Genomic DNA, 20930 nt, shown 5'->3' with positions numbered 1-20930 from the left:
TTTAGTTTAAATTTACTAAAGGAGTGGGAAAAATGAAAAAAGGAATTAAATTAGCGATTATTTTATTATCTAGTCTTATGGTTTTTTCTGGTTTAGTATTTGCTCAGGCTAATGATATGCTCAATATTATTGGAAATGGTGACTTTACTAAAGAACTTTCTTTAAATCAGCCTGATGAAGAAGGCTTTGTTGATACTAAAGGTAGCTGGGTTTTACATACAAATTCTGGTGGCATAGTAAAGGGTTATTTAGAAAATGGAGCATTTAAAGCAGAAGTAACTGATGCTGGTCAACAAGAACATTCTATACAATTAATGCAAGGACCTGTTAATTTAGAAAGAGGTAAGAAATATCAAATTACTTTTGATGCCAGGTCAGATAGCAATAATGGTATAGTAATCAAGTTGGGGGCAGATGCCCGTAGGAGTTGGACTGCTTATATACAGGATAACAAAACATTATCTACAGAGATGAAAACATATCAAGTTGAATTTGTGATGGGTCAAAAAACAGATGAAAATACTCGATTCGAGATATGGCTTCTCAATGAAGGTAATTATTGGATCGATAATATAGTATTAAAAGAAACTGGACAGGTTGAAATGGTTGCAGAAGGTACAAAAACAGAAGCAGATGAAGATAAAGTTGAGAACTGGGAACTAGTTTGGAGTGAAGAATTTAATAGTTCTGAAATAAATACTGATATCTGGAATTTTCAATTAGGCAATGGTCCTGATTGGAATCAGGATGGATCACCTGATGCCTGGGGTAATGAAGAAGCAGAATACTATACTGAGGATAATGCTTATATAGAAAATGGTAAGTTAGTTATAGAAGCAAGAGAAGAAACTCGAATAGATATGGGCAAAAGACTACATTATACATCTGCAAGGCTGAACACAAAAGATAAATATACCTTTAAATATGGTAGGATTGAAGTAAGAGCTAAATTACCAGAGGGAGGACAGGGAATATGGCCAGCCATCTGGTTGTTAGGGAGTAATGAGGATACTGCTATCTGGCCTGCCTGTGGAGAAATTGATATTATGGAATATCTTGGTCATGAACCAAATATTATACATGGAACATCACATGGCCCTGTTAGTGCAGGCCCAGGAATAGGTCATAAATATGAGTTACCGTTAGGTGAAAAGTTCTCTGATAAATATCATGATTTTATCTTAGAATGGGATGAAGATGAATTAGAATTCTATGTAGATGATGTTTTATACCATGTAGTAAATAAACATGAAGCAGGAGAGGCAGATTGGGTATTTGATCATGATTTTTATATGCTACTTAATCTGGCAGTCGGCGGTTCCTGGCCTGGTTATCCAGATGAGACAACACCATTTCCTCAAACAATGAAAGTCGACTATGTTAGATATTATCAAGATACAGATCCTCGGACTATTGACGATGAAAAATGGGATTCAGAATATGAGGAAATGTATTAATATAATCGGCCTATCATGAGATAATATGATCTAGATTGTCGAATAGATTTACATTTTAAACAGATAGAGTTGATACAGAGATTAATATCTTAGATAATAAAAAAGATGTGAGGATTAATTGCTGGAAATATAATTTTAATAAAGGAGTTTATATATGTATCAAGAAATAACGGCTCGCAGTGAACTAATATCTGCAGAAGAGGTTTTAATAAAGAAGTTTAACAATTTTATTACTGGGAATACTGATAGTGTTTTTTTAAATACAACTCACCAACAGGTTATAGGAGTTTCTAACCTACCTATCAAGGCACCAGTGGTTTTAAAACTTTTAAATGATAAAAAGATTAATCAATACATTAATTTGCTAATGAAAGGTAAAGAATCTTCACTCTTAATTGTTAATAATAAACAACCTGTTATTTATATAAGAGAAAAGGAAGTTAGTCAAATTAATATTCCGGAAAAGATAAGGATTTTAATAAAATCAAGTCTTTCCAATGTGTGTAAATGGGCAGGGAAAATAAATGAAGGTGGAGAACATATAGTTGATATAAGTACTCCGGCTCCAGGGCCTCACTTTAATATAAATTTATTACTTGGAAATAGGATGGATTATAAATATCCATTACAGACTACACCTAAAAGTGTTGTAGATAGCCTGGGCCGGGGAAGCTTTCGTTCTCATGCAGCTACTCAGGTGCTAGCAACGAGATGGGATATGCGTCAGGAAGAGAATGGTTTTCCAGCTAATCGACAGTTTTACTTAGTGGAAGACAGTAAAAAGATATTTTATTCAGCATCCCCAGATGATGATAATATAAAATCAGCCTTCTGCATACATTCACAAAACAATACTATTATAAAATATAAAACAAAATGTGGTTTAGAGATTGAAAGAAAAATATTTATATTACCTCAGCTGGAAGGTATGCCGATTGCTACAGAAGTACAGCAAATAAAGATAAAAAATAAAACTAATAGATGCAGAAATATTAAATTGATATATACAGGGATGTTTGGTTCGGCAGCACCTCATGCCTTGTTTGAGGATATATTATATAGTAATATAATTATGCAATCCAAAATATTAAAAACAGATGAAGGCTCAATAGTTACTATCAGTCCAGATTATTATCCTGAATATGTAAAAAGTGATATAAGATTTAATACAATGCTGGTACATGATGGAAATAAAACATATTTTCCAAAAAGTTATTGTGCAGATTATAATCAATTTGTTGGTAACGGTACATTAGAAAACCCAGAAGGCTTATTATATTTAAGTAACCAGTCCACTAGAAAGGGGCCAGGATTTTTTGCTTTAGGTGCAGATATAGATTTGTCTGCTGAAGGAGAGGGTATAGTAAACAATTTCACCGGGTTAATGTCCACTAAAGAAGAAGCTGATTTAGATAGTAAGGTCTTTAACAATAAAATTGATAATCTAATAGATAAGTTCTGTAAACCAGAAGAGCTCGATAATGTACTGGAAAAACAAAAAGATTTTTACAACAGGTATCGGGGATTTATTGAGTTAAAGACTTCAGAAAAACACTTTAACACCTATGTGAACAAAAACCTTCCTTTTCAGGTCTTGTATCAGACTTTTGTATCAAGGTCTTTTGCTCAAACCCAGAAAGGGTATCGTGAAATAGGATTCAGGGAAATACAGGATATATTTGCATCAATGTATTATTTTATCGGCATGGGTAAAAGTACTTTCGTAAAACAATTAATAATTGAATGGTGTGCTAAGGTATTTGAACTGGGCTATGCCTATCACAATTTTTATTGGGAGGGTAAAGAACCTGGTAAATGGTCAGATGATGCTTTGTGGTTGGTTCAGGCGGTTTACAGGTATGTTAGCCTGTCTGGAGATATAGCAATACTTAATCAGGAAGTGGAGATTGCCGGAACAGAACCAGTAAGGAAAAGGAGTATTTATGAAACCATGAAGAGTATTATAAGATATTCCTCCAGAATCTCGGTAGGTAAACATGGCATGCCTTTACTGGATAATGCTGACTGGAATGATTGTTTGAAGTTAGATAGTGATTTTTTAGATGGTATTACTAAGGAAAAACAATATAAAGAACAGTTAGCAGATAGTTTTGAGATAGGTGAAAAACCATTTGAAAGTAAATATACTGAGAGTGTCATGAATGCTTTTCTCTTAAAAGTTGCAGTAGATAACACCTGTATTCTTGCTTCAAAGAAGGGTGACCTGGAATATGAAGATCAGTTAAGGAATATTTCAAATGAATTAAATAAGAATGTTCAGCAACATGCATGGAAGAGCAATTTTTTTGCCAGGGTATTATTTAATAGATTTGAAGAAGAATTCGAATACCTTGGTGCAAAAGGTGATGGATTGTCTGCTGATCCTGATATTGATGGGACTTATTTTCTTAATTCATTCACCTGGTCAGTGCTTTCTGATTGTGCTGATGAAGATCAAATAAGGACCATGTTAGATGTTATAGATAGATATTTAAAAACACCCTATGGCTATAAGCTTATTACCCCTATTGATTTAAAAAAGATTGCAGAGGATGCAGCTATTGGAGAATACTTTCCAGGTGATCGTGAAAATGGTGGGATATTTAAACATGCTTGTATGATGGCAACATCAGCTATGATTAAAGCTGCAAAAGAAATTGAAGACAGGGATTTAGCTGCACTGCTTGTTAAAAATGCATATTGGATGATAGATTTAGTGCTTCCTTATAAAACGTTGAAAAGTCCTTTTAAAATTGCAGGCAACCCTCGTTTTTGTACACAATATAATAATAGTGATACTGGTGAAAATATAGGGCCAGTTTTGAGCGGTACAGCAAGTTGGCTGACTTTATCACTTTTTTCCTCATTAGGAATAGATTTTACCCCGACTGGAATAGATATTAATCCGATAATGAGAATGGATGAAACTCATTTAGCGTATAATCTTAAAGTGGAAAAGGCGGAATATGAAATAACTATAGCAAAACCTGTCGGCTTATATAGGTTGAAAGATGATGAAGCGGAAATCTTAGTTGATGGTAATAAGTGGGTTAATAACACTATACCATTATATCAAGATAATAAAGTTCATAAGATAAAGATAGTGTTCAAATAATATTCAAATAACAATTAGAGGTAAAATCTAGATATAACCAGGGTTTTATTCTATTATTAGGGTTATTTTAATACGGCAGTTAAACTTCCAGCTAGTTCTAAATGTAATGCCTAACAAAAAGAGATTCCTTATCTTTTGCAGGATTCTCTTTTTGTATGTTTAACTTTAATTATATATTATTACTCTTTTGTAGTTGTTTTTTAGGGTTTTATGGTATAATTTAATATAAAATATTATAAATGGGGCATATATATGAGACTTGCGTTTTTTAAAAGGTTTTTAGAGCTTTTCTACAATAAAATTAGAGGTATAAAAATACACTATCGTTTGATAATTTTATTTTTGCTCCTATCACTCTTACCGATGTTAGTGACCAGTATATTCTCATATCAGGAATCAAGTGAGGCTATTTATAATAAGATAAATACCTATTCTACTCAGGTAGTAAATCAGGTCTCCAGAAATATTATGGTTGAATTAGATAGACTGGAGTATGATACTATTGAGATAGGTTTTTCAGATAGGGTGCAGGATGTTTTACTAAATTATAATAAGATGACTGAATGGGAGATGCATAATGCTGAATATAATATAAACAATACCCTGGTCAAGAAATTTTCTTTTTTGCATGATGTTTCCGATGTTTTAATTTATACCAATGATAATAAACAGATTTTGGCCTATGGTGATACCGGTTTTAAATTGAAGTTTAAAGATGAATATCTAGTAGAATATTTAAGTGAAATAAGGGATAGGGATGGTGCACCTGTCTGGCGGGGTATAGATAGTAGAGATGAAAAACATATGGTAGACAGGGTTGTTAAAGACCCTTATGGTATAATTGTAGGAAGGGCGATTAAAAGCCTTTATCAGGGTGATATAATTGGTGTTATCATGATTAGAACTAATGAAAGTTTCTTTTCTAAGATATATAGTAATATAGATATTGGTGATGGGGCAGAGATTTTTGTTATGGATTCAAATGGTAAGGTAGTCTCCAGTAGGAGTCCTACTATCCCGATTAATGAACTATATAAATCAGTAGGGCTTGTTGAGAATATTAAGGTAAGTGAAGAAAATCTTGAAGATAATACCTTTAATATGACAATAGATGGTAGTAGACAGTTAATAGCCTACTCTCCAATTAAACACGCCCCCTGGTATCTGGTAAGTACTATACCATATAAATACTTAAATATGGAATCAGGCAGAATCGGTAGGAAGATTATAATTTTAGGACTGGTCTGTTTTGTTCTGGCTGCACTATTATCTATTCTTTTTACAGATAGTATATCAAACCCTTTACGGCGATTAATAAGGGCTATGGATGAGGTCAAAAAAGGAAACTTAACAGTTAGTATTGCAGATAATAATAGGGACGAAATTGCAGAGGTGGCCAGTAATTTTGATGTTATGGTAAAAGAGATTCAAAATCTTCTGCAGGATATTAAGTTCAAAGAAAAGCAGAAAAGGGACGCTGAATTTAAGGCATTACAGGCTCAAATTAATCCACATTTTCTATCAAATATTTTAAATACAGCCCGGGTACTTGCTAATGTGCAGAAAGCAGATAATTTAGAGTCTTTATTAACTTCTTTGATAGAATTACTACACCTTAGTATGGATCAAGAAGAAGATTTTATCACAGTTCGTAAGGAAATAGACTACTTAAAAAACTATATTAATATCCAGCAGTATAGGCTTTATAACAAATTTCAAGTTAATTTTGATATTGATGAGGAACTGCTGGATAAAAAACTCCCTAAGTTTTTATTACAACCAGTAATTGAAAATTCGATAATACATGGTATAGGACCAAAGAAAGGTTCCGGGATAATTGAGGTTAAAGGGATAATATATAATAACAAAATGCTATTTACGATTACAGATGATGGTGTAGGTATGTCTAAAGAGACTATATATCAGGTATTAAGTGGAGATGACTCACATAAAGGGCATTTCTCTGGTATTGGTATTAATAATGTTCAAGAAAGGATAAAGCTGTACTTTGGAGATGAATATGGAATTGAAATTGATAGTTTTGAGGATTATTTTACTACTGTAGTGATTACTTTGCCAGTAAGCACTTAGGATGGGGGATAAAATGATTAAGACCTTGATTGTTGAGGATGATATTTTTGATTACAGTCATTTAAAGAATATGATATCCTGGGCAGAACATGGTTTTTTACTTTATGATGTGGTAAAAAACGGAAATGAAGCAGTTGAAATTATTGATAATAAGGAAATAGACCTGGTAATAACAGATATGTCTATGCCAGGGAAAGATGGTATAGAGATAATAAAATATATAAGAAGCTATTATCCTGATATAAAAGTGCTGGCTATTAGTGGTTATGATGATTTTAGGTATGTAAAACAGAGTTTAAAGCTGGGGGCACTTGATTATATCTTAAAACATAATTTAACCCCAGATTCATTATTGACCACTCTCAAATCAATAAAAGAGGCTGTAGTTAAAGAAGAAAATTCAAATAGGGAAAAGGAAATGTTGGCAAGGCAGCTAAAGACAGGTAGACATACCCTTGTTGAAAATGCAATAAATAAGCTGGTGAAAGAAGGGGTAGAAAGTGAAAAACAGGCCAGAAAAGAGCTTATCTCGTTAGGTATTAAACTTTATTTCGAAAAAATAGTAGTAGTTGCTGTCCAGCTAGACAATTATGATTTTCTTAAAGAGAAATATCTGGATAGTGAGCTTAGTGATTTAAAAAAATCATTTAGCAGTATGGCTAATGAGATACTTAAAGATATGGCGTTAGCTGTGCTTTCTTTTCTGGAGGACGGAAAGTTTGTTATTTTATTTTCGTTTAAAAATAAAAGTAGTGAACAGGGTATCTTCAATCAGGTAACAACTACGGTTAATAGATTAAGGACTACTATCAAGCAAAACTTTAATCTAACAGCCTGCTTTGCTATTGCAGATATCTGCCATCATATTAACAGGATAAATCAATACTATACTAGGGCTGAGCAATTACTCAAGAAAAAATTTTATTATGGAAAAGATAAGATTTTTTACTATACCTCTGCCAATAAAGTAAAGAGTAATGTTAATTTTTTGGGTATAAAGGAAGAAAAGGAACTGCTGGATTCAATAAAGAGGATGGATAAAAAAGAGATGATTTCCCTGATAAGAGATATCTTTGATCAAATAATGGAATCCCAACCCAGTATAAATTCAGTGAAATTAACTATTATTTCTTTTATAAATATTGTTAATAAGGTTGCTAAAGAATATTCAATAGAACTCTCTAGATTCTATAAGTATGGGGATAATCCCTATGAACAGTTATATAAATATGATACCTTTCAGGAATTAAAAGAATGGATCATAAATATTTATACTGATTTTCTGGACTACTTACAGGGGAAATATAATGCCCAAAACTATAGTGGGATAACAGGTGAGGCGATGTCATATGTCGATCAGCACTATAAGGATGATATTAATTTGAGTATTGTGGCTGATAGGATTGGGGTAAATAGCTCATATTTAAGCAGGAAGTTCAAAAAAGACTCTGGTCAGGGTTTTATCCAGTATCTTAATTATGTACGAATTAGAGAAGCCAAGTCCTTAATTGCCAGTACTAATTGTCAGATTAAGGAGATTGTGCCTGAGGTTGGGTTCAATAATTATAATTATTTCTTTAAGGTCTTTAAGGGTATTCAGGGTATGACACCAGTAGAATATGAAGAATCTATCAGGGACAGTAAAAATTAACTTAGGTATCACATAAAAAATTGTATTTAATTTTGATTTAAGGATAAGATAGGACAAAGTGGTTTATTTGAATATTGAATTTATCAGTGAATAGTGATAAAATATTAGTACCAGATATTAATATCTGGTACTAATATTTTATGGAGGTAAATATGAATAACAAATTCAATGCAAAGATAACTGGTATAGGTGCATACTTACCAAATAAAAAATTGACAAATCATGATCTTGAGAAAATGGTAGATACAAATGACGAATGGATAGTTAGGCGTACTGGTATCAAGGAAAGAAGAATTGCTGCAGAAAGTGAGTTTGCAAGTGATCTGGCCATAAAAGCTGTGGAGAATTTAATAGAGAGTAATAATGTTAAAATTAACGATGTTGATATGGTTATTGTAACTACTTTTACACCTGATCACTTAACTCCATCAGTAGCTGCATTGACTCAGGGTTATTTTAATATGGAATCAGCTGGGACTATGGATTTAAATTCAGCGTGTACAGGATTTATTTATGGATTATGTGTAGCTGATTCTCTAATAATGGCTAAACACAGTAAAAAAGTCTTAGTCATTGCTGCTGAAGCCCTCTCTAAAGTTGTAGATTATACAGACCGAAATACATGTATTCTTTTTGGTGATGCCGCAGTAGCTGTTCTGGTAGAAGGGAAAGAGGAAAAAGAGAGTTTTCTGGCATCATATTTTACATCAGATGGGAAGCTAGCTCACTATGCTACCTGTAGTAATCTGTCACAGAGGGTAAACGGTCAAAAAATGGATAAAGAAAAATTATTTCAGCAAGAAGGAAGACTTTTATATGAATATGTCCTTAAAAATATCCCAGTAGGAATTTCTAAACTCCTGGAAAAAAGTGGTCTGGTATTGAAAGATATTGACTGGTTTGTACCTCATAGTGCTAATTTGCGTATGATAGAAGCGCTCTGTAAACGAATGAACTTCCCCATTGAAAAAACCTTAATTAGCAATGAATTTTACGGTAATACCTCTTCAGCTTCAATTCCACTTGCTATCTGGAAGGCTTTAAATGAAGTTGAGATTAAGCCGGGAGATAAAATGCTGTTATATGGATTTGGTGGTGGGTTATCTCACGGGGGAACGATAATAGAATGGTAGTGTTATATTATATATCATTGATAGATTTATTACCTTGTTTAAATCCATGATATTTAATTAAAGAGTGATGAACTTGAAAACATGAAAATGGGCCTGTAATGGCCCTGTTTTTTCTTAATAGTCATTATTTTATTCGCGGTCATGTGTTTTGCATAGCCATTATAGCCTTTATTTGGATAGTCATATATATTATTTTTTGTATTTAAACAGGTTAAAATAAAATGTCTAAGAATTTGAGTATAATCAATATAATCTAATTAAATCAAGCTAAATAGCTGAATTAGATAAAATACTGTGTTTGACTTAGGTGTGTCTAAGACCGTATAATTTTAATTGAAAATGATTATCAATATATATTGAATTTTTAAGTTTTTAATCAATGCAGGTATTTGACAGCTGTAAAAATTATTGAAGGGCAGGGGGGAAAGGAAGTATGCAAACAAATAATATGGTCTCATTAAAAGAATTGGCAGTTGGTAAAAAAGGAATGATTGTCCGGATTACAGCTAAAGGGAGTTTGAAAAGAAGGTTTCTAGATATGGGTCTGGTACAAGGTGCTCAAGTAAAAGTAAAAGGAAAAGCACCAATGGGAGACCCGATTAAAGTTGATATCAAGGGTTATAACCTAAGTCTAAGAAAAAAAGAAGCCGATGAGATTTATGTGGAGGTTGAGTAAATGAACGGGAGTCAAGTACCATTAGCTTTTGTTACCCCAGGTAAGAATGCTGTTATTAAAGATATTATAGGTGGCTATAAACTTAGAAAACGACTGACTGATATGGGTTTTGTTAAAAGTGTTAATTTGAAATTATTAAAAAATGATAATGGTCCAATTATTGTAATGCTTGGTGAAAGCAAAGTAGCTTTAGGTTTTGGTATGGCACAAAAAATAATGGTTGAAGAACTAAACTAGCTTCTTTTGATTATTTTTTGTTTTCACTTTAGGAAGGACTAAAAGAGGAGTGTGATTTTTCAAATGGAGTTGAAGTCAAGTTATCCAGAAAATAATATAGTAATTGCTCTGGCCGGTAATCCTAATTCTGGTAAAACAAGTATGTTTAATCAGTTGACAGGTGCCAGGCAACATGTGGGGAATTGGCCTGGTGTTACTGTTGAAAGAAAAGAGGGAACATTAAAATATAAAGATAATTTGGTAAATGTGGTTGATCTACCTGGCACATATAGCCTGGGGGCTTATTCAGAAGACGAGGTTGTTGCTAAGGATTTTTTGTTATACCACAGCCCTGATGTCACAGTAAATATAGTTGATACTACTAATCTGCAAAGAAATCTATATTTAACATTACAGTTACTTGAGATGGGGGCTAATACTGTACTGGCTTTAAATATGTATGATCAAGTCGAAAAACGACAGCAGAAGATTGATATTGATAAATTATCCAGTATTTTAGGCATACCTGTTGTTAAGACATCTGCTTCTAAAGGTGAAGGTGTTACACAGTTAGTCTCTACTGCTGTTAACATTGCCGGTAGAGATAAAAAACCATTAGAAATTAATTATGGTAATGAACTCGAAGAAGAAATAAAGAGTATTTCTGAGATTGTAGTTATGAATAATGAACTAAAAGTCAAATATAATATTAGATGGTTAGCCCTGAAAATATTGGAACAGGATGAACATATTCTGGAAGATGTTGAACATAGGCTTAGTGCAAGGCAGTTAGAAGAAATAAAAAAATGTATCCAACGAATAGAGAGTAAAACAGGAGAAGAAAGTGACACAATTATTGCAGATATGAGATATGGTTTTATTAATGAATTAATTGAGAAGACTGTCAAGAAATCCAAGTCTGTTGAAGAAAAGGTTTCCTTCTCTGATAAGATTGATGGGATAGTAACTAACCGCTATCTGGGTATTCCCATTTTTCTGCTGGCTATGTGGTCGGTTTTTAAAATAACCTTTGCCCTGGGTGATCCAATGATAGGCTGGGTTGAAGAGTTTTTTGCCTTTCTAGGGACACTGGCTTCCAATCTATTACTGGCTGTAAATGCTTCAGATTTCCTGGTTTCACTAATTGTTGATGGAATCATTGGTGGTGTTGGTTCTGTGCTGGTCTTTATACCAAATATCTTTCTGCTTTTTCTCTGTATATCTATCCTGGAAGATAGTGGGTATTTAGCCAGAGCAGCCTATGTTATGGATAGATTAATGAGTAGTTTTGGTTTACATGGCAAGTCATTTATACCGCTATTAATTGGTTTTGGTTGTAATGTGCCTGGGGTAATGGCTACACGGACACTAGAGAATAAAAGTGATCGTATGATTACTATACTGGTGAATAGTTTTATGTCCTGTTCTGCCCGTTTACCTGTTTATGTAGTCTTTGCTGGAGTGTTTTTCCCTGGTAATGAGGGTAATGTTATTTTTTCTCTATATGTCCTAGGGATTCTAGTAGCTATAGTAATGGCTAAATTATTTAAAAGCTTTTTGTTTAAGGGAGCTGTTTCCCCTTTTGTATTGGAACTGCCTCAATATAGAATGCCTTCATTAAAAGGTACTATTATTCATATGTGGGAACGCGGCCGTCTCTTTATTAAAAAGGCTGGGACCTTGATTTTTAGTGTAGTTGTTTTAATCTGGCTATTATCAAGTCTCCCTTTAGGTGTGGAATATGCCAGCCAACACAGTTTTATAGGTAAAATAGGTAGTTTCTTATCACCATTATTTGCCCCATTAGGACTGGGTAACTGGCAGTCAACTGCTGCTTTGATATTTGGTATTTTGGCTAAAGAGGTTGTTGTTGGTACTTTGGGGGTTGTATATAGTGTTGGTGAATCAGGTCTTAGTACAGCTATTGCTCAAAACTTTACTGCCTTATCTGCGTATTCTCTGATGGTACTCACATTACTATATACCCCTTGTGTAGCTACCTTAGGTGCTATTAAGAGAGAAACAAATTCCTGGAAATGGACAATATTTTCAGCAATATATACCTTTGTGATAGCTTGGATAATAGCTTTTATAATTTATCAATTGGGTAGTCTCTTATATTAAGTATTATTGAGGATTTAAATAATTTTGTTACCAAAAAAGAAGGTGATATATAATGGATATATTGATAGTAGTTGGGATTGTTGTTTTTAGTATCTGGTATCTCTGGAAAAGTATCTGTAAACAAAGTAAAGGAAACTGTAGTTGTGATGGTTGTGATATGAATTGTTCAATGAAAGAGATGAATATTGATATAGATTAACCTTACATTTAGGTAATATCTGAATCAAAAGTTCCCCTCAATAACAAAATTATTGAGGGGAATTCTATTTTACTTTAGATAAAAAATTTCAATTTTTGAATAACTATAACAATGTTAAATTAGAAAAAGTTTAATTCAAATAAAGGGAATATTCGCTTGATGCAGAAATTATGTGTGGTAATGTTTTTGTTATTTTAGTTTTTTTAACTCGGGGGGGGAATATTATTAAAAAGGAGAATAATTTATGAGTGATTTAATCAATTTGCCTAATATCGGAAGAAAAGGGAGGTTGTTACATGGATTTTCCTGTTCAGCGATGGAGGGATGCTGTTAAAATAAGACACTCTATTAGAACATATAATCAGCAGCCTTTGGTAGGGAATATAAAGGAAAGATTGCTTAAATTTATTGCTCAAGCTAATACTGAAGTAAATGGTGTTCGTGCAGAATTTATTGATGATGGAGGTAGTAAAGTTATTCAATCTATCATTGCTTCATATGGATTTATACAAGGGGTTAGGTCATATATTGCTTTTATAGTAGATAAAAATGATAGACACTGTTATGAGAAAATTGGGTACCTTGGAGAGATGTGTATTTTAGAAGCAACATCATTAGGATTAGCTAGTTGTTGGATTAGTGGTACATTTAAACCTAAACTTGTTGAAGACCAGCTCTCTATTGGATTTTCAGAGAAAGTAGTGGCAATTACTCCTGTCGGTTATAGTAGCAATAAGCAGAGTATTATTGAGAAATTAATGAAAAAAATAGCAGGTAGTCATCAAAGGAAACCTTTAGAAGAATTGTGTCCAGATTATAATCAGCACTGGCCAATCTGGATTAAGGATGCGGTCTGTCTGGCAAGACTTGCCCCTTCTGCTGTAAATAGGCAGCCGTGGCGTTTTATTGTCAGTGAGGATGCTAAAGAAATTAAAATTACCCTGGATAAATTAAGTGACATTGAAAGTAAAAGATTGGATTGTGGTATTGCCATGTTACATATTGAAATAGCTGCTTTAATTAATAACATACAAGGTGGCTGGAATTATCTAAACAAACCAGATATTGCAGTATATGTAAAAAAATAACTTGTTTACTATAATATATGGTGAAAACCATCTTGCTTTTAAATATTATGAAAATAGATTTTTTTCAAAGGGACCTCACTTTTTCCCATTAAATTGTCATTGCGAGGTCTCTTTTTTTGTTTATTTATGTATTGTTTTCTTAAAAGGTTTTAAAAAAGTTGTTATTTTAATTTTACCACTATAGTGGTAATACCTTAATAAAGCACCAGCTGTTAGTCAGGAGTCCGCAAGTAATGCCCAGGAAGTAGCAGCTTCCAGTGAAGAGCAAACCGCTGCAACTGAAGAAATAGCAGCTAGTGCAGAAAGATTGAGTGAAATTGCAGAAAAATTAGCTGCAAAAATTGAAAGATTTAATGTATAAATATGTGTACTATAAAATATTAATAAGGTATGGTTTTAAAATATTATTTTATTGGTATAGCAACTGCAGTAGTCATAGCAGTTGCTATATTTAAGGTTCTTAGATGATAGTATTGTTAATTTAATAGATGTTTTTTTAAAAAAGTTTAAGATTTATCCAGATTACATTGCATGTTCAAAAAAATTATGTTATTATATATTCAAACGATTGCATGAGGTTATCATACTGGGAGTGGTCTAGATGAAAAATGTTACTATCAAAGATGTAGCGAGAGTGGCTGGTGTTTCTCCATCTACTGTATCAAGGGTTATAAGTGATAGTCAGCGTATAAGTAAAAAAACTAAGAAACTTGTCCGTAAAACCATGAAAGAGCTGGGTTATCACCAGAATGCAATTGCCAGGAGTCTGGTTACTAAGAAAACAAATACCATTGGTCTGGTGATGGCCAGACCTACCCAGGAAGCCTTTGCTAATCCTTTTTTCTCAGAGATAATTCAAGGGATTGCAGTTGTTACTCAAAAAAAACACTATAATTTAATATTATCTTCTACTGGTGATTATCACGAAGAACAGGAAGAAACCATCAAATTAATTAGAAACCGCCGGGTTGATGGTGTGATTTTGATGGCTTCCCGGAGTAATGATGAACTAATCAATCAATTGCTTGAGGCAGAATTTCCCTTTGTACTTATCGGAAGGAGTCCCGAATACCAGGGGATTCCCATTGTAAATAATGATAATATAAAGGCTGTCTATGATACAGTAATTTATCTATTTAAGAAAAACTATCAAGATATTATTGCTCTTTCTGGTCCCAGGGAATATATCGTTAGCCAGGATAGGGCCCTGGGGTATCAAAAGGCATTGGCTGAACATGCCCATAAAAATCAGCGGATAATCTATATAGATGACTTTACATATGAAGATGGTTATCAGGGTACTTTAAAATTTCTGGAGTCAAACAGGGAACCATTTGATGCTATACTTGCCTTTGATGATATGATAGCCCTAGGGGCTCTGCGTGCTGTTCAGGATTATGGATTTAAGGTTCCCCGGGATATAGGTATAGTTGGTTTTAATGATGACCCGATGATTTCTTATTTGAGGCCGGCGTTAACAACAGTTAAAATTCCGATTAATAAGATGGGTAAAGAAGCGGCTGAAATGTTAATAAATATCTTGAATAATGAGGATTATCAGGGAGAGGAAATTATATTACCAACAGAATTAGTTATTAGGGAAACTCTCCAATAATCAAATGATTATAATGTCGATAAGGCTGAAGGTACAATATATATAATTGTGCAAACGATTGCAACAACCAAAGTATAATTTGTCTGCTTTTTTTACATATATAAAATAAACTTTTGATAAAATTTTTGGTAATGAGGAGAAATCCTTAATAATAAAATCAAATTAAAGGGGGATGATTTAAATTGAAGACTAAGTATTTATTGGTTATGTCATTGGTTTTTGTATTTTCTCTTTCTATGCTTGTTTCGGCGGTAGAGGTGGATATTTTTCAGTTTAAGGTTGAAACAAAAGATGTACTGGAAAAGGCTGCTGAGTTGTATATGGAAAAGAACCCGGATGTGAGATTAAATATTCAGACAGTTGGTGGTGGTGATGATTATGGTGCTGCCTTAAGATCCAGGTTTGCTTCTGGTAATGAACCGGTAATTTTTAATGTAGGTGGTCCTCAGGATATTGATGATTGGATGGATTATTTGGAAGACTTATCAAGTGAGCCCTGGGTTGATCTGGCTTATAAGGGTGTGCTGGATGGTGTAACAGTTGATGGCAAGATTTATGGCTTGCCCTTTAATCAGGAGGGTTATGGTTTTATTTATAATAAAACCATTTTCCAGGAAGCAGGTATTGACCCTGAAGTAATCACCAGTTATGATGCCCTGGTAGCAGCGCTTGATAAACTGGAGGACCAGAAAGGTAAATTGGGGTTAAAGGCTCCTATTGCTTTTCCTGCTAAGGAGAAATGGGTTACTGGTTTACACCTTTCGAATGTAGCCTTTAGCCAGGAGTTTGGAGATGTTCTGACGGCTTATAAGGCAGATGAAGTAGAGTTTACATATGGTGAAGAGTTAAAACTACTTGTTGATTTACAGGCGGATTATGGCTATAAACCGGCTGGAACAAAGGCTTCTTTAAATGCTGTCGACTACTCTACCCAGGTGGATGAATTATTTTCTTTGGGACAGGTAGCAGTAATTCAACAGGGGAATTGGGTATATGCTAGTATAGCCAGTATGGATGAAGAACTTGCAGTAAATATAGGTATATTGCCCCTTCCTTTAAAGGGAGTTGTTGAAGATAGTATTCCTGTTGGTGTTCCAATGTACTGGGCTGTTAACAAAAATAGAAAGGCTGCTGAAAAAGAAGCAGCCAAGGATTTCTTAAACTGGCTTTATACTTCTGATAAAGGCAAGGAAATGATTATCAATGAGTTCAAATTTATCCCGGCACTCAGTGGTTATGAGGGATTAAAGCCTTCTGATCCCCTGGCAGAGGATATTCTAGAGTATTCAGAAGCAGAAAAGACAATATCCTGGGTTTTTATGGGTTATCCATCTGGCTGGGGAGAACAGATTCTTGGGGCCAACCTCCAGGCCTATCTAGCTGGAGATATAAGCTGGAATGAACTGGAAGAGAACTGTAAAGAAGAATGGTCAGATGTCAGGAAGTAATTAGAAGGAATAAATATATTTACTATGAGAGTCATTGTTTTTACAGTGGCTCTCATATTATAAAATAAGAGGGGGGATAAAAAATGAAGAAGAATAAGCTGACATTCTGGGCTTTTGTTGGACCTTGTTTACTGGCTTTTATAATAGTTGTAATAATACCACTAATTTTTGGAGTATATTATTCCTTTACAGATTGGAATGGCATTAATGCTGATCTTACTTATGTTGGTATTAGTAATTACCTTGAGTTATTTAGTGATAAGCATTTTGTAAATTCCTTTATTTTTACTACCAAGTTTACTATTGTTTCCGTGATTTTGATTAATGTTACTGGTTTTTCACTGGCTTTACTGGTGACCCGGGGTTTGAAAATGAGTAATTTGCTGAGGACAATTTTCTTTATGCCGAATCTAATAGGTGGTTTAATACTTGGATTTATCTGGCAGTTCATCTTTATTAATGCCTTTGCTTCTTTAGGGGAGTATACCGGACAGATGTGGTTAATGGGCTGGCTGTCCACAACGAAAACTTCATTCTGGGGACTGCTTATTTTAATGACCTGGCAGCTGTCAGGATATGTTATGGTTATTTATATAGCAGCAATTCAGGGTATTCCCAAAGAATTACTAGAGGCTGCCCAGATAGATGGTGCTAACACCTGGCAGAGGGTTAAAAGTATAATGTTACCACTGGTTAGACCTGCTTTTACGATCAGCCTTTTCTTAACACTCTCTAATTCCTTTAAATTATATGACCAGAATCTATCTCTGACCGGTGGTGCACCTGCCAGGTCAAGTGAGATGCTGGCTATGAATATATATAACACAGCCTTTTCATTTATGAAATTTGGAGAAGCACAGGCCAAAGCTGTTATATTTTTAATTATTGTTGGTATTTTTACCCTGAGCCAGGTTTATATTTCTAAAAAAGGTGAGGTGGAAATGTAATGAAAAAGGGCAGGAAAGTTATGCTAATAGTGATAGGTCTACTGGCTGCAGGTCTTTATCTGTCACCCTTTTATATTATGCTGGTTAATTCTTTTAAAACAAAGAGGCAGTTGTTTCTGGATACTTTGGGTCTGCCTGATTCATTTAATATTGATAATTATATTTTGGCCTGGCAGAGACTGGATTTTTTAAGGGTGTTTGCTAATTCATTAATCATAACAGTAGCAAGTATTGCCCTGATTATAATTTTTTCTTCCATGGCCGGTTGGATGTTGGAGAGGACAAAAACCAAATTAAGTAATTTTATATTTTTTCTTTTCATTGCTGCTATGCTTATTCCGTTTCAATCAGTAATGCTCCCTTTGATCAGGATAATGGGAAAACTAAACTTTCTAAATATACCTGGACTTATTTTTATGTATTTAGGTTTTGGTTCAAGTTTATCTATTTTCCTTTACCATGGTTTTGTAAAGAGTGTTCCTAAGTCCCTTGATGAGGCAGCTATTATAGATGGCTGTAATTACTGGCAGACATACTGGTATATTATTCTTCCGATCCTGAAACCCATCTCAGTTACAGTCGCTATTTTGAACTCTACCTGGATCTGGAATGATTACCTGTTGCCTTCACTGGTTATTAACCGCGAGGACACTCATACTATACCATTGAGGATATTCTTCTTTTTTGGTGAGTATACTAAACAGTGGAATCTGGCAATGGCCGGTTTAGTATTAGCAATAATACCGGTAATAGTTTTCTATTTCTTCTCTCAGAAACATATTATTAAAAGTTTTACTGAAGGGAGTATTAAATAAGACGTAACGAATAATATAGACGGAGGGATAGTTTATGAAACAGTATCTGGAACATCATCCCTGGAAAATAATTGAACCAGGATTTGATTCAGAAAATCAGCTTTTATCAGAGAGTATCTTTAGTCTGGGGAATGGTTATATGGGTCAGCGGGCTAATTTTGAAGAAGAATACAGTGGGGAGACCCTACAGGGCAATTATATGGCAGGTGTCTATTACCCTGATAAAACGGTTGTCGGCTGGTGGAAAATTGGTTATCCTGAATATTTTGCTAAGGTCTTAAATTCTACTAACTGGCTAGGTATAGATATTAAGGTAGATGGTCAGGTTTTGGATCTGGCTAAATGTAGGGTAGAGAAATTTCAAAGAATCCTCAATATGAAAGAGGGATACTTAAGCAGAGAGTTTATAGCGGAATTTAGTAACGGAAACCGTCTTAAAGTAAATGCCTGCCGTTTTATTAGTATGGCCAGACCGGAGATAGCTGCAATCCGTTATTCAGTTAAGGCTTTAAATTTTGAGGGAAAACTGGAGATAACCCCTTATTTAGATGGTGATGTAATAAACCAGGATGCCAATTATGGTGAAAAATTTTGGGATCAGGTAGCTGGCGATATCAATGACGGTAGGGGTTATTTGCTGTTAAAGACAAAAAAATTGGATTTTCACATCTGTACAGCTATGGATTGTCAAATAAGAAAAAATGGTCAAGAGTTGAGGCCTGACCTTGATAAAATAAAGAATGAAAAATACATAGCAAATAAATATTTCCTGGATATTCAGCAAAATGATGAAGTGACTTTATTTAAATATATAGCCAGTACATCTTCACGGTATTACCAGGTAGGTGAACTTATTGCTGAGACCAGCTGTCAATCCCGGAAGGCAGCTGAACTGGGTTTTGATAATTTACTGGCCGAGCAGTCAGCAGCCTGGGGAGAAATATGGCAGAAAAGTGATATCAAGATTGAGGGTGATACTGCTGCCCAGCAGGGGATAAGGTTTAATATTTTTCAGTTAAATCAAACCTACACTGGTGAAGATGAGAGGCTTAATATTGGTCCCAAAGGATTTACAGGTGAAAAATATGGGGGGAGTACATACTGGGACACAGAAGGCTTCTGTCTACCTTTTTATCTGAGTACAGCAGACCAGTCTGTTGCTAAAAATCTACTATTGTATCGTTATCGGCATCTGGAGAAAGCCCAGGAAAATGCAGCCAGGCTTGGGTTCTCCGGTGGTGCTGCCCTTTACCCCATGGTAACTATGAATGGGGAAGAGAGTCATAATGAATGGGAGATAACCTTTGAGGAGATACACCGCAATGGGGCTATAGCCTATGCCATCTATAATTATGTTAATTATACCGGGGACTATTCCTATCTGGCTGATTATGGACTAGAGGTATTAATAGCCATAGCACGTTTCTGGGCCCAGAGGGTTAATTATTCAGAGAAGAAGAATAAATATGTTATCCTGGGGGTAACAGGTCCTAATGAATATGAAAATAACGTGAATAATAATTGGTACACCAATCGGATAGCAGTCTGGACTCTGGAATATACCCTGGAGGTCATGGACTATCTTAAACAGGAATACCCTGAAAGTTTAGCAAAATTTAAAGAAAAGGTATCTTTTAAACCAGAAGAGATTAATAAGTGGCATGATATTATTAATAAGATGTATTACCCTATTGATGAAGAAGAGGGTATTTTCCTGCAGCAGGACAATTATCTGGATAAAGAACAGCTTCTTGTTAGTGAACTGGTTAAGAAAGAATTACCCCTTAACCAGCACTGGTCCTGGGATAGGATACTCCGTTCCTGTTTTCTTAAACAGGCAGATGTACTCCAGGGTTTATATTTCCTGGAAGATAAATATGACCTTGAAACTATCAGGAGGAACTTCCGTTTCTATGAAGCAAGGACTGTCCATGAATCTTCTTTGTCCCCATCTGTTCACGCAGTCCTGGCGGCCAGAATCGGGGATTACCAGAAGGCTTATGAGATGTATCTACGGACTTCAAGACTTGACCTGGATAATTATAACAATGACACTGAAGATGGCTGTCATATTACAAGTATGGCTGGGACATGGCTGGCTATAGTGCAGGGTTTTGGCGGACTCAGGATCAGAGATAATACTTTAATACTTAATCCCTTTCTACCAGAAAAATGGTCTTCTTATAGTTTTAAAATAAACTATAGAGGAGCATTAGTAAATATAATGGTTGGGTTAGAGGGTCTAACTATTCAAAATGAGAGTAAAAATGATATAGAGATTAAGGTCTATGATAAAGAATATCACTTAGCAGGAGATGGCCAGTTAAAGATTAAAGATTATAAACAGGGGTGATA

At 34.4% G+C, this 20930-nt stretch carries 15 protein-coding genes; all 15 read left to right on the top strand.

Going from position 1 to position 20930, the window contains the following annotated elements:
• The first annotated feature begins 32 nt into the window (after nucleotides 1-32).
• The 15 genes from GM661_RS15050 (at nucleotide 33) to GM661_RS14980 (ending at nucleotide 20928) form a co-directional block, all read left to right on the top strand.
• On the top strand, nucleotides 33-1457 hold the full coding sequence (locus tag GM661_RS15050; RefSeq protein WP_230867576.1) for a family 16 glycosylhydrolase: 1425 nt from the start codon (nucleotides 33-35) through the stop codon (nucleotides 1455-1457).
• A 154-nt stretch (nucleotides 1458-1611) separates the two neighbouring features.
• Entirely contained in the window at nucleotides 1612-4572 is a 2961-nt protein-coding gene (locus GM661_RS15045; RefSeq protein ID WP_230867575.1) for a GH36-type glycosyl hydrolase domain-containing protein, read from the top strand.
• 252 nt (nucleotides 4573-4824) lie between these two features.
• Complete coding sequence (locus GM661_RS15040) at nucleotides 4825-6663, top strand: sensor histidine kinase (RefSeq protein WP_230867574.1); 1839 nt, start codon at nucleotides 4825-4827, stop codon at nucleotides 6661-6663.
• Between the two features lie 13 nt (nucleotides 6664-6676).
• Nucleotides 6677-8314: a response regulator transcription factor gene (locus GM661_RS15035; protein WP_230867573.1), complete on the top strand. Its 1638-nt coding sequence runs from the start codon at nucleotides 6677-6679 to the stop codon at nucleotides 8312-8314.
• 152 nt (nucleotides 8315-8466) lie between these two features.
• Nucleotides 8467-9447, top strand: a complete 981-nt coding sequence (locus GM661_RS15030; protein WP_230867572.1) for a ketoacyl-ACP synthase III — start codon at nucleotides 8467-8469, stop codon at nucleotides 9445-9447.
• A 433-nt stretch (nucleotides 9448-9880) separates the two neighbouring features.
• On the top strand, nucleotides 9881-10123 hold the full coding sequence (locus GM661_RS15025; protein ID WP_125991499.1) for a FeoA family protein: 243 nt from the start codon (nucleotides 9881-9883) through the stop codon (nucleotides 10121-10123).
• Nucleotides 10124-10360: a FeoA family protein gene (locus GM661_RS15020; RefSeq protein WP_125991497.1), complete on the top strand. Its 237-nt coding sequence runs from the start codon at nucleotides 10124-10126 to the stop codon at nucleotides 10358-10360.
• Between the two features lie 63 nt (nucleotides 10361-10423).
• Nucleotides 10424-12463, top strand: a complete 2040-nt coding sequence (gene feoB, locus GM661_RS15015; protein ID WP_230867571.1) for a ferrous iron transport protein B — start codon at nucleotides 10424-10426, stop codon at nucleotides 12461-12463.
• A 52-nt stretch (nucleotides 12464-12515) separates the two neighbouring features.
• The gene (locus GM661_RS15010) at nucleotides 12516-12662 is read left to right on the top strand and encodes a FeoB-associated Cys-rich membrane protein (RefSeq protein WP_205739288.1); all 147 of its coding nucleotides are present in this window, start codon (nucleotides 12516-12518) and stop codon (nucleotides 12660-12662) included.
• A 296-nt stretch (nucleotides 12663-12958) separates the two neighbouring features.
• A complete protein-coding gene (locus GM661_RS15005) occupies nucleotides 12959-13750 on the top strand; it encodes a nitroreductase family protein (protein WP_230867570.1) in 792 nt (263 codons plus the stop codon).
• A gap of 601 nt (nucleotides 13751-14351) precedes the next feature.
• The gene (locus tag GM661_RS15000; RefSeq protein WP_230867569.1) at nucleotides 14352-15365 is read left to right on the top strand and encodes a LacI family DNA-binding transcriptional regulator; all 1014 of its coding nucleotides are present in this window, start codon (nucleotides 14352-14354) and stop codon (nucleotides 15363-15365) included.
• A gap of 182 nt (nucleotides 15366-15547) precedes the next feature.
• The gene (locus tag GM661_RS14995; RefSeq protein WP_230867568.1) at nucleotides 15548-16813 is read left to right on the top strand and encodes an ABC transporter substrate-binding protein; all 1266 of its coding nucleotides are present in this window, start codon (nucleotides 15548-15550) and stop codon (nucleotides 16811-16813) included.
• An 83-nt stretch (nucleotides 16814-16896) separates the two neighbouring features.
• Nucleotides 16897-17760 carry a carbohydrate ABC transporter permease gene (locus GM661_RS14990; protein ID WP_230867567.1) on the top strand — a complete coding sequence of 288 codons (864 nt, stop codon included), beginning with the start codon at nucleotides 16897-16899 and terminating at the stop codon, nucleotides 17758-17760.
• Nucleotides 17760-18575, top strand: coding sequence for a carbohydrate ABC transporter permease (locus GM661_RS14985; RefSeq protein ID WP_125991477.1), 816 nt, complete (start codon nucleotides 17760-17762; stop codon nucleotides 18573-18575). Before GM661_RS14990 ends, GM661_RS14985 begins: the two co-directional genes overlap by 1 nt.
• 34 nt (nucleotides 18576-18609) lie before the next feature.
• Nucleotides 18610-20928, top strand: a complete 2319-nt coding sequence (locus GM661_RS14980; protein ID WP_230867566.1) for a glycoside hydrolase family 65 protein — start codon at nucleotides 18610-18612, stop codon at nucleotides 20926-20928.
• Nucleotides 20929-20930: the final 2 nt, after the last annotated feature.

It is taken from the genome of Iocasia fonsfrigidae (assembly GCF_017751145.1).
Lineage (GTDB): Bacteria > Bacillota > Halanaerobiia > Halanaerobiales > DTU029 > Iocasia > Iocasia fonsfrigidae.
The sequence above is the reverse complement of the archived record's forward strand: the minus strand, read 5'-3'. Positions and strand labels throughout refer to the sequence as shown.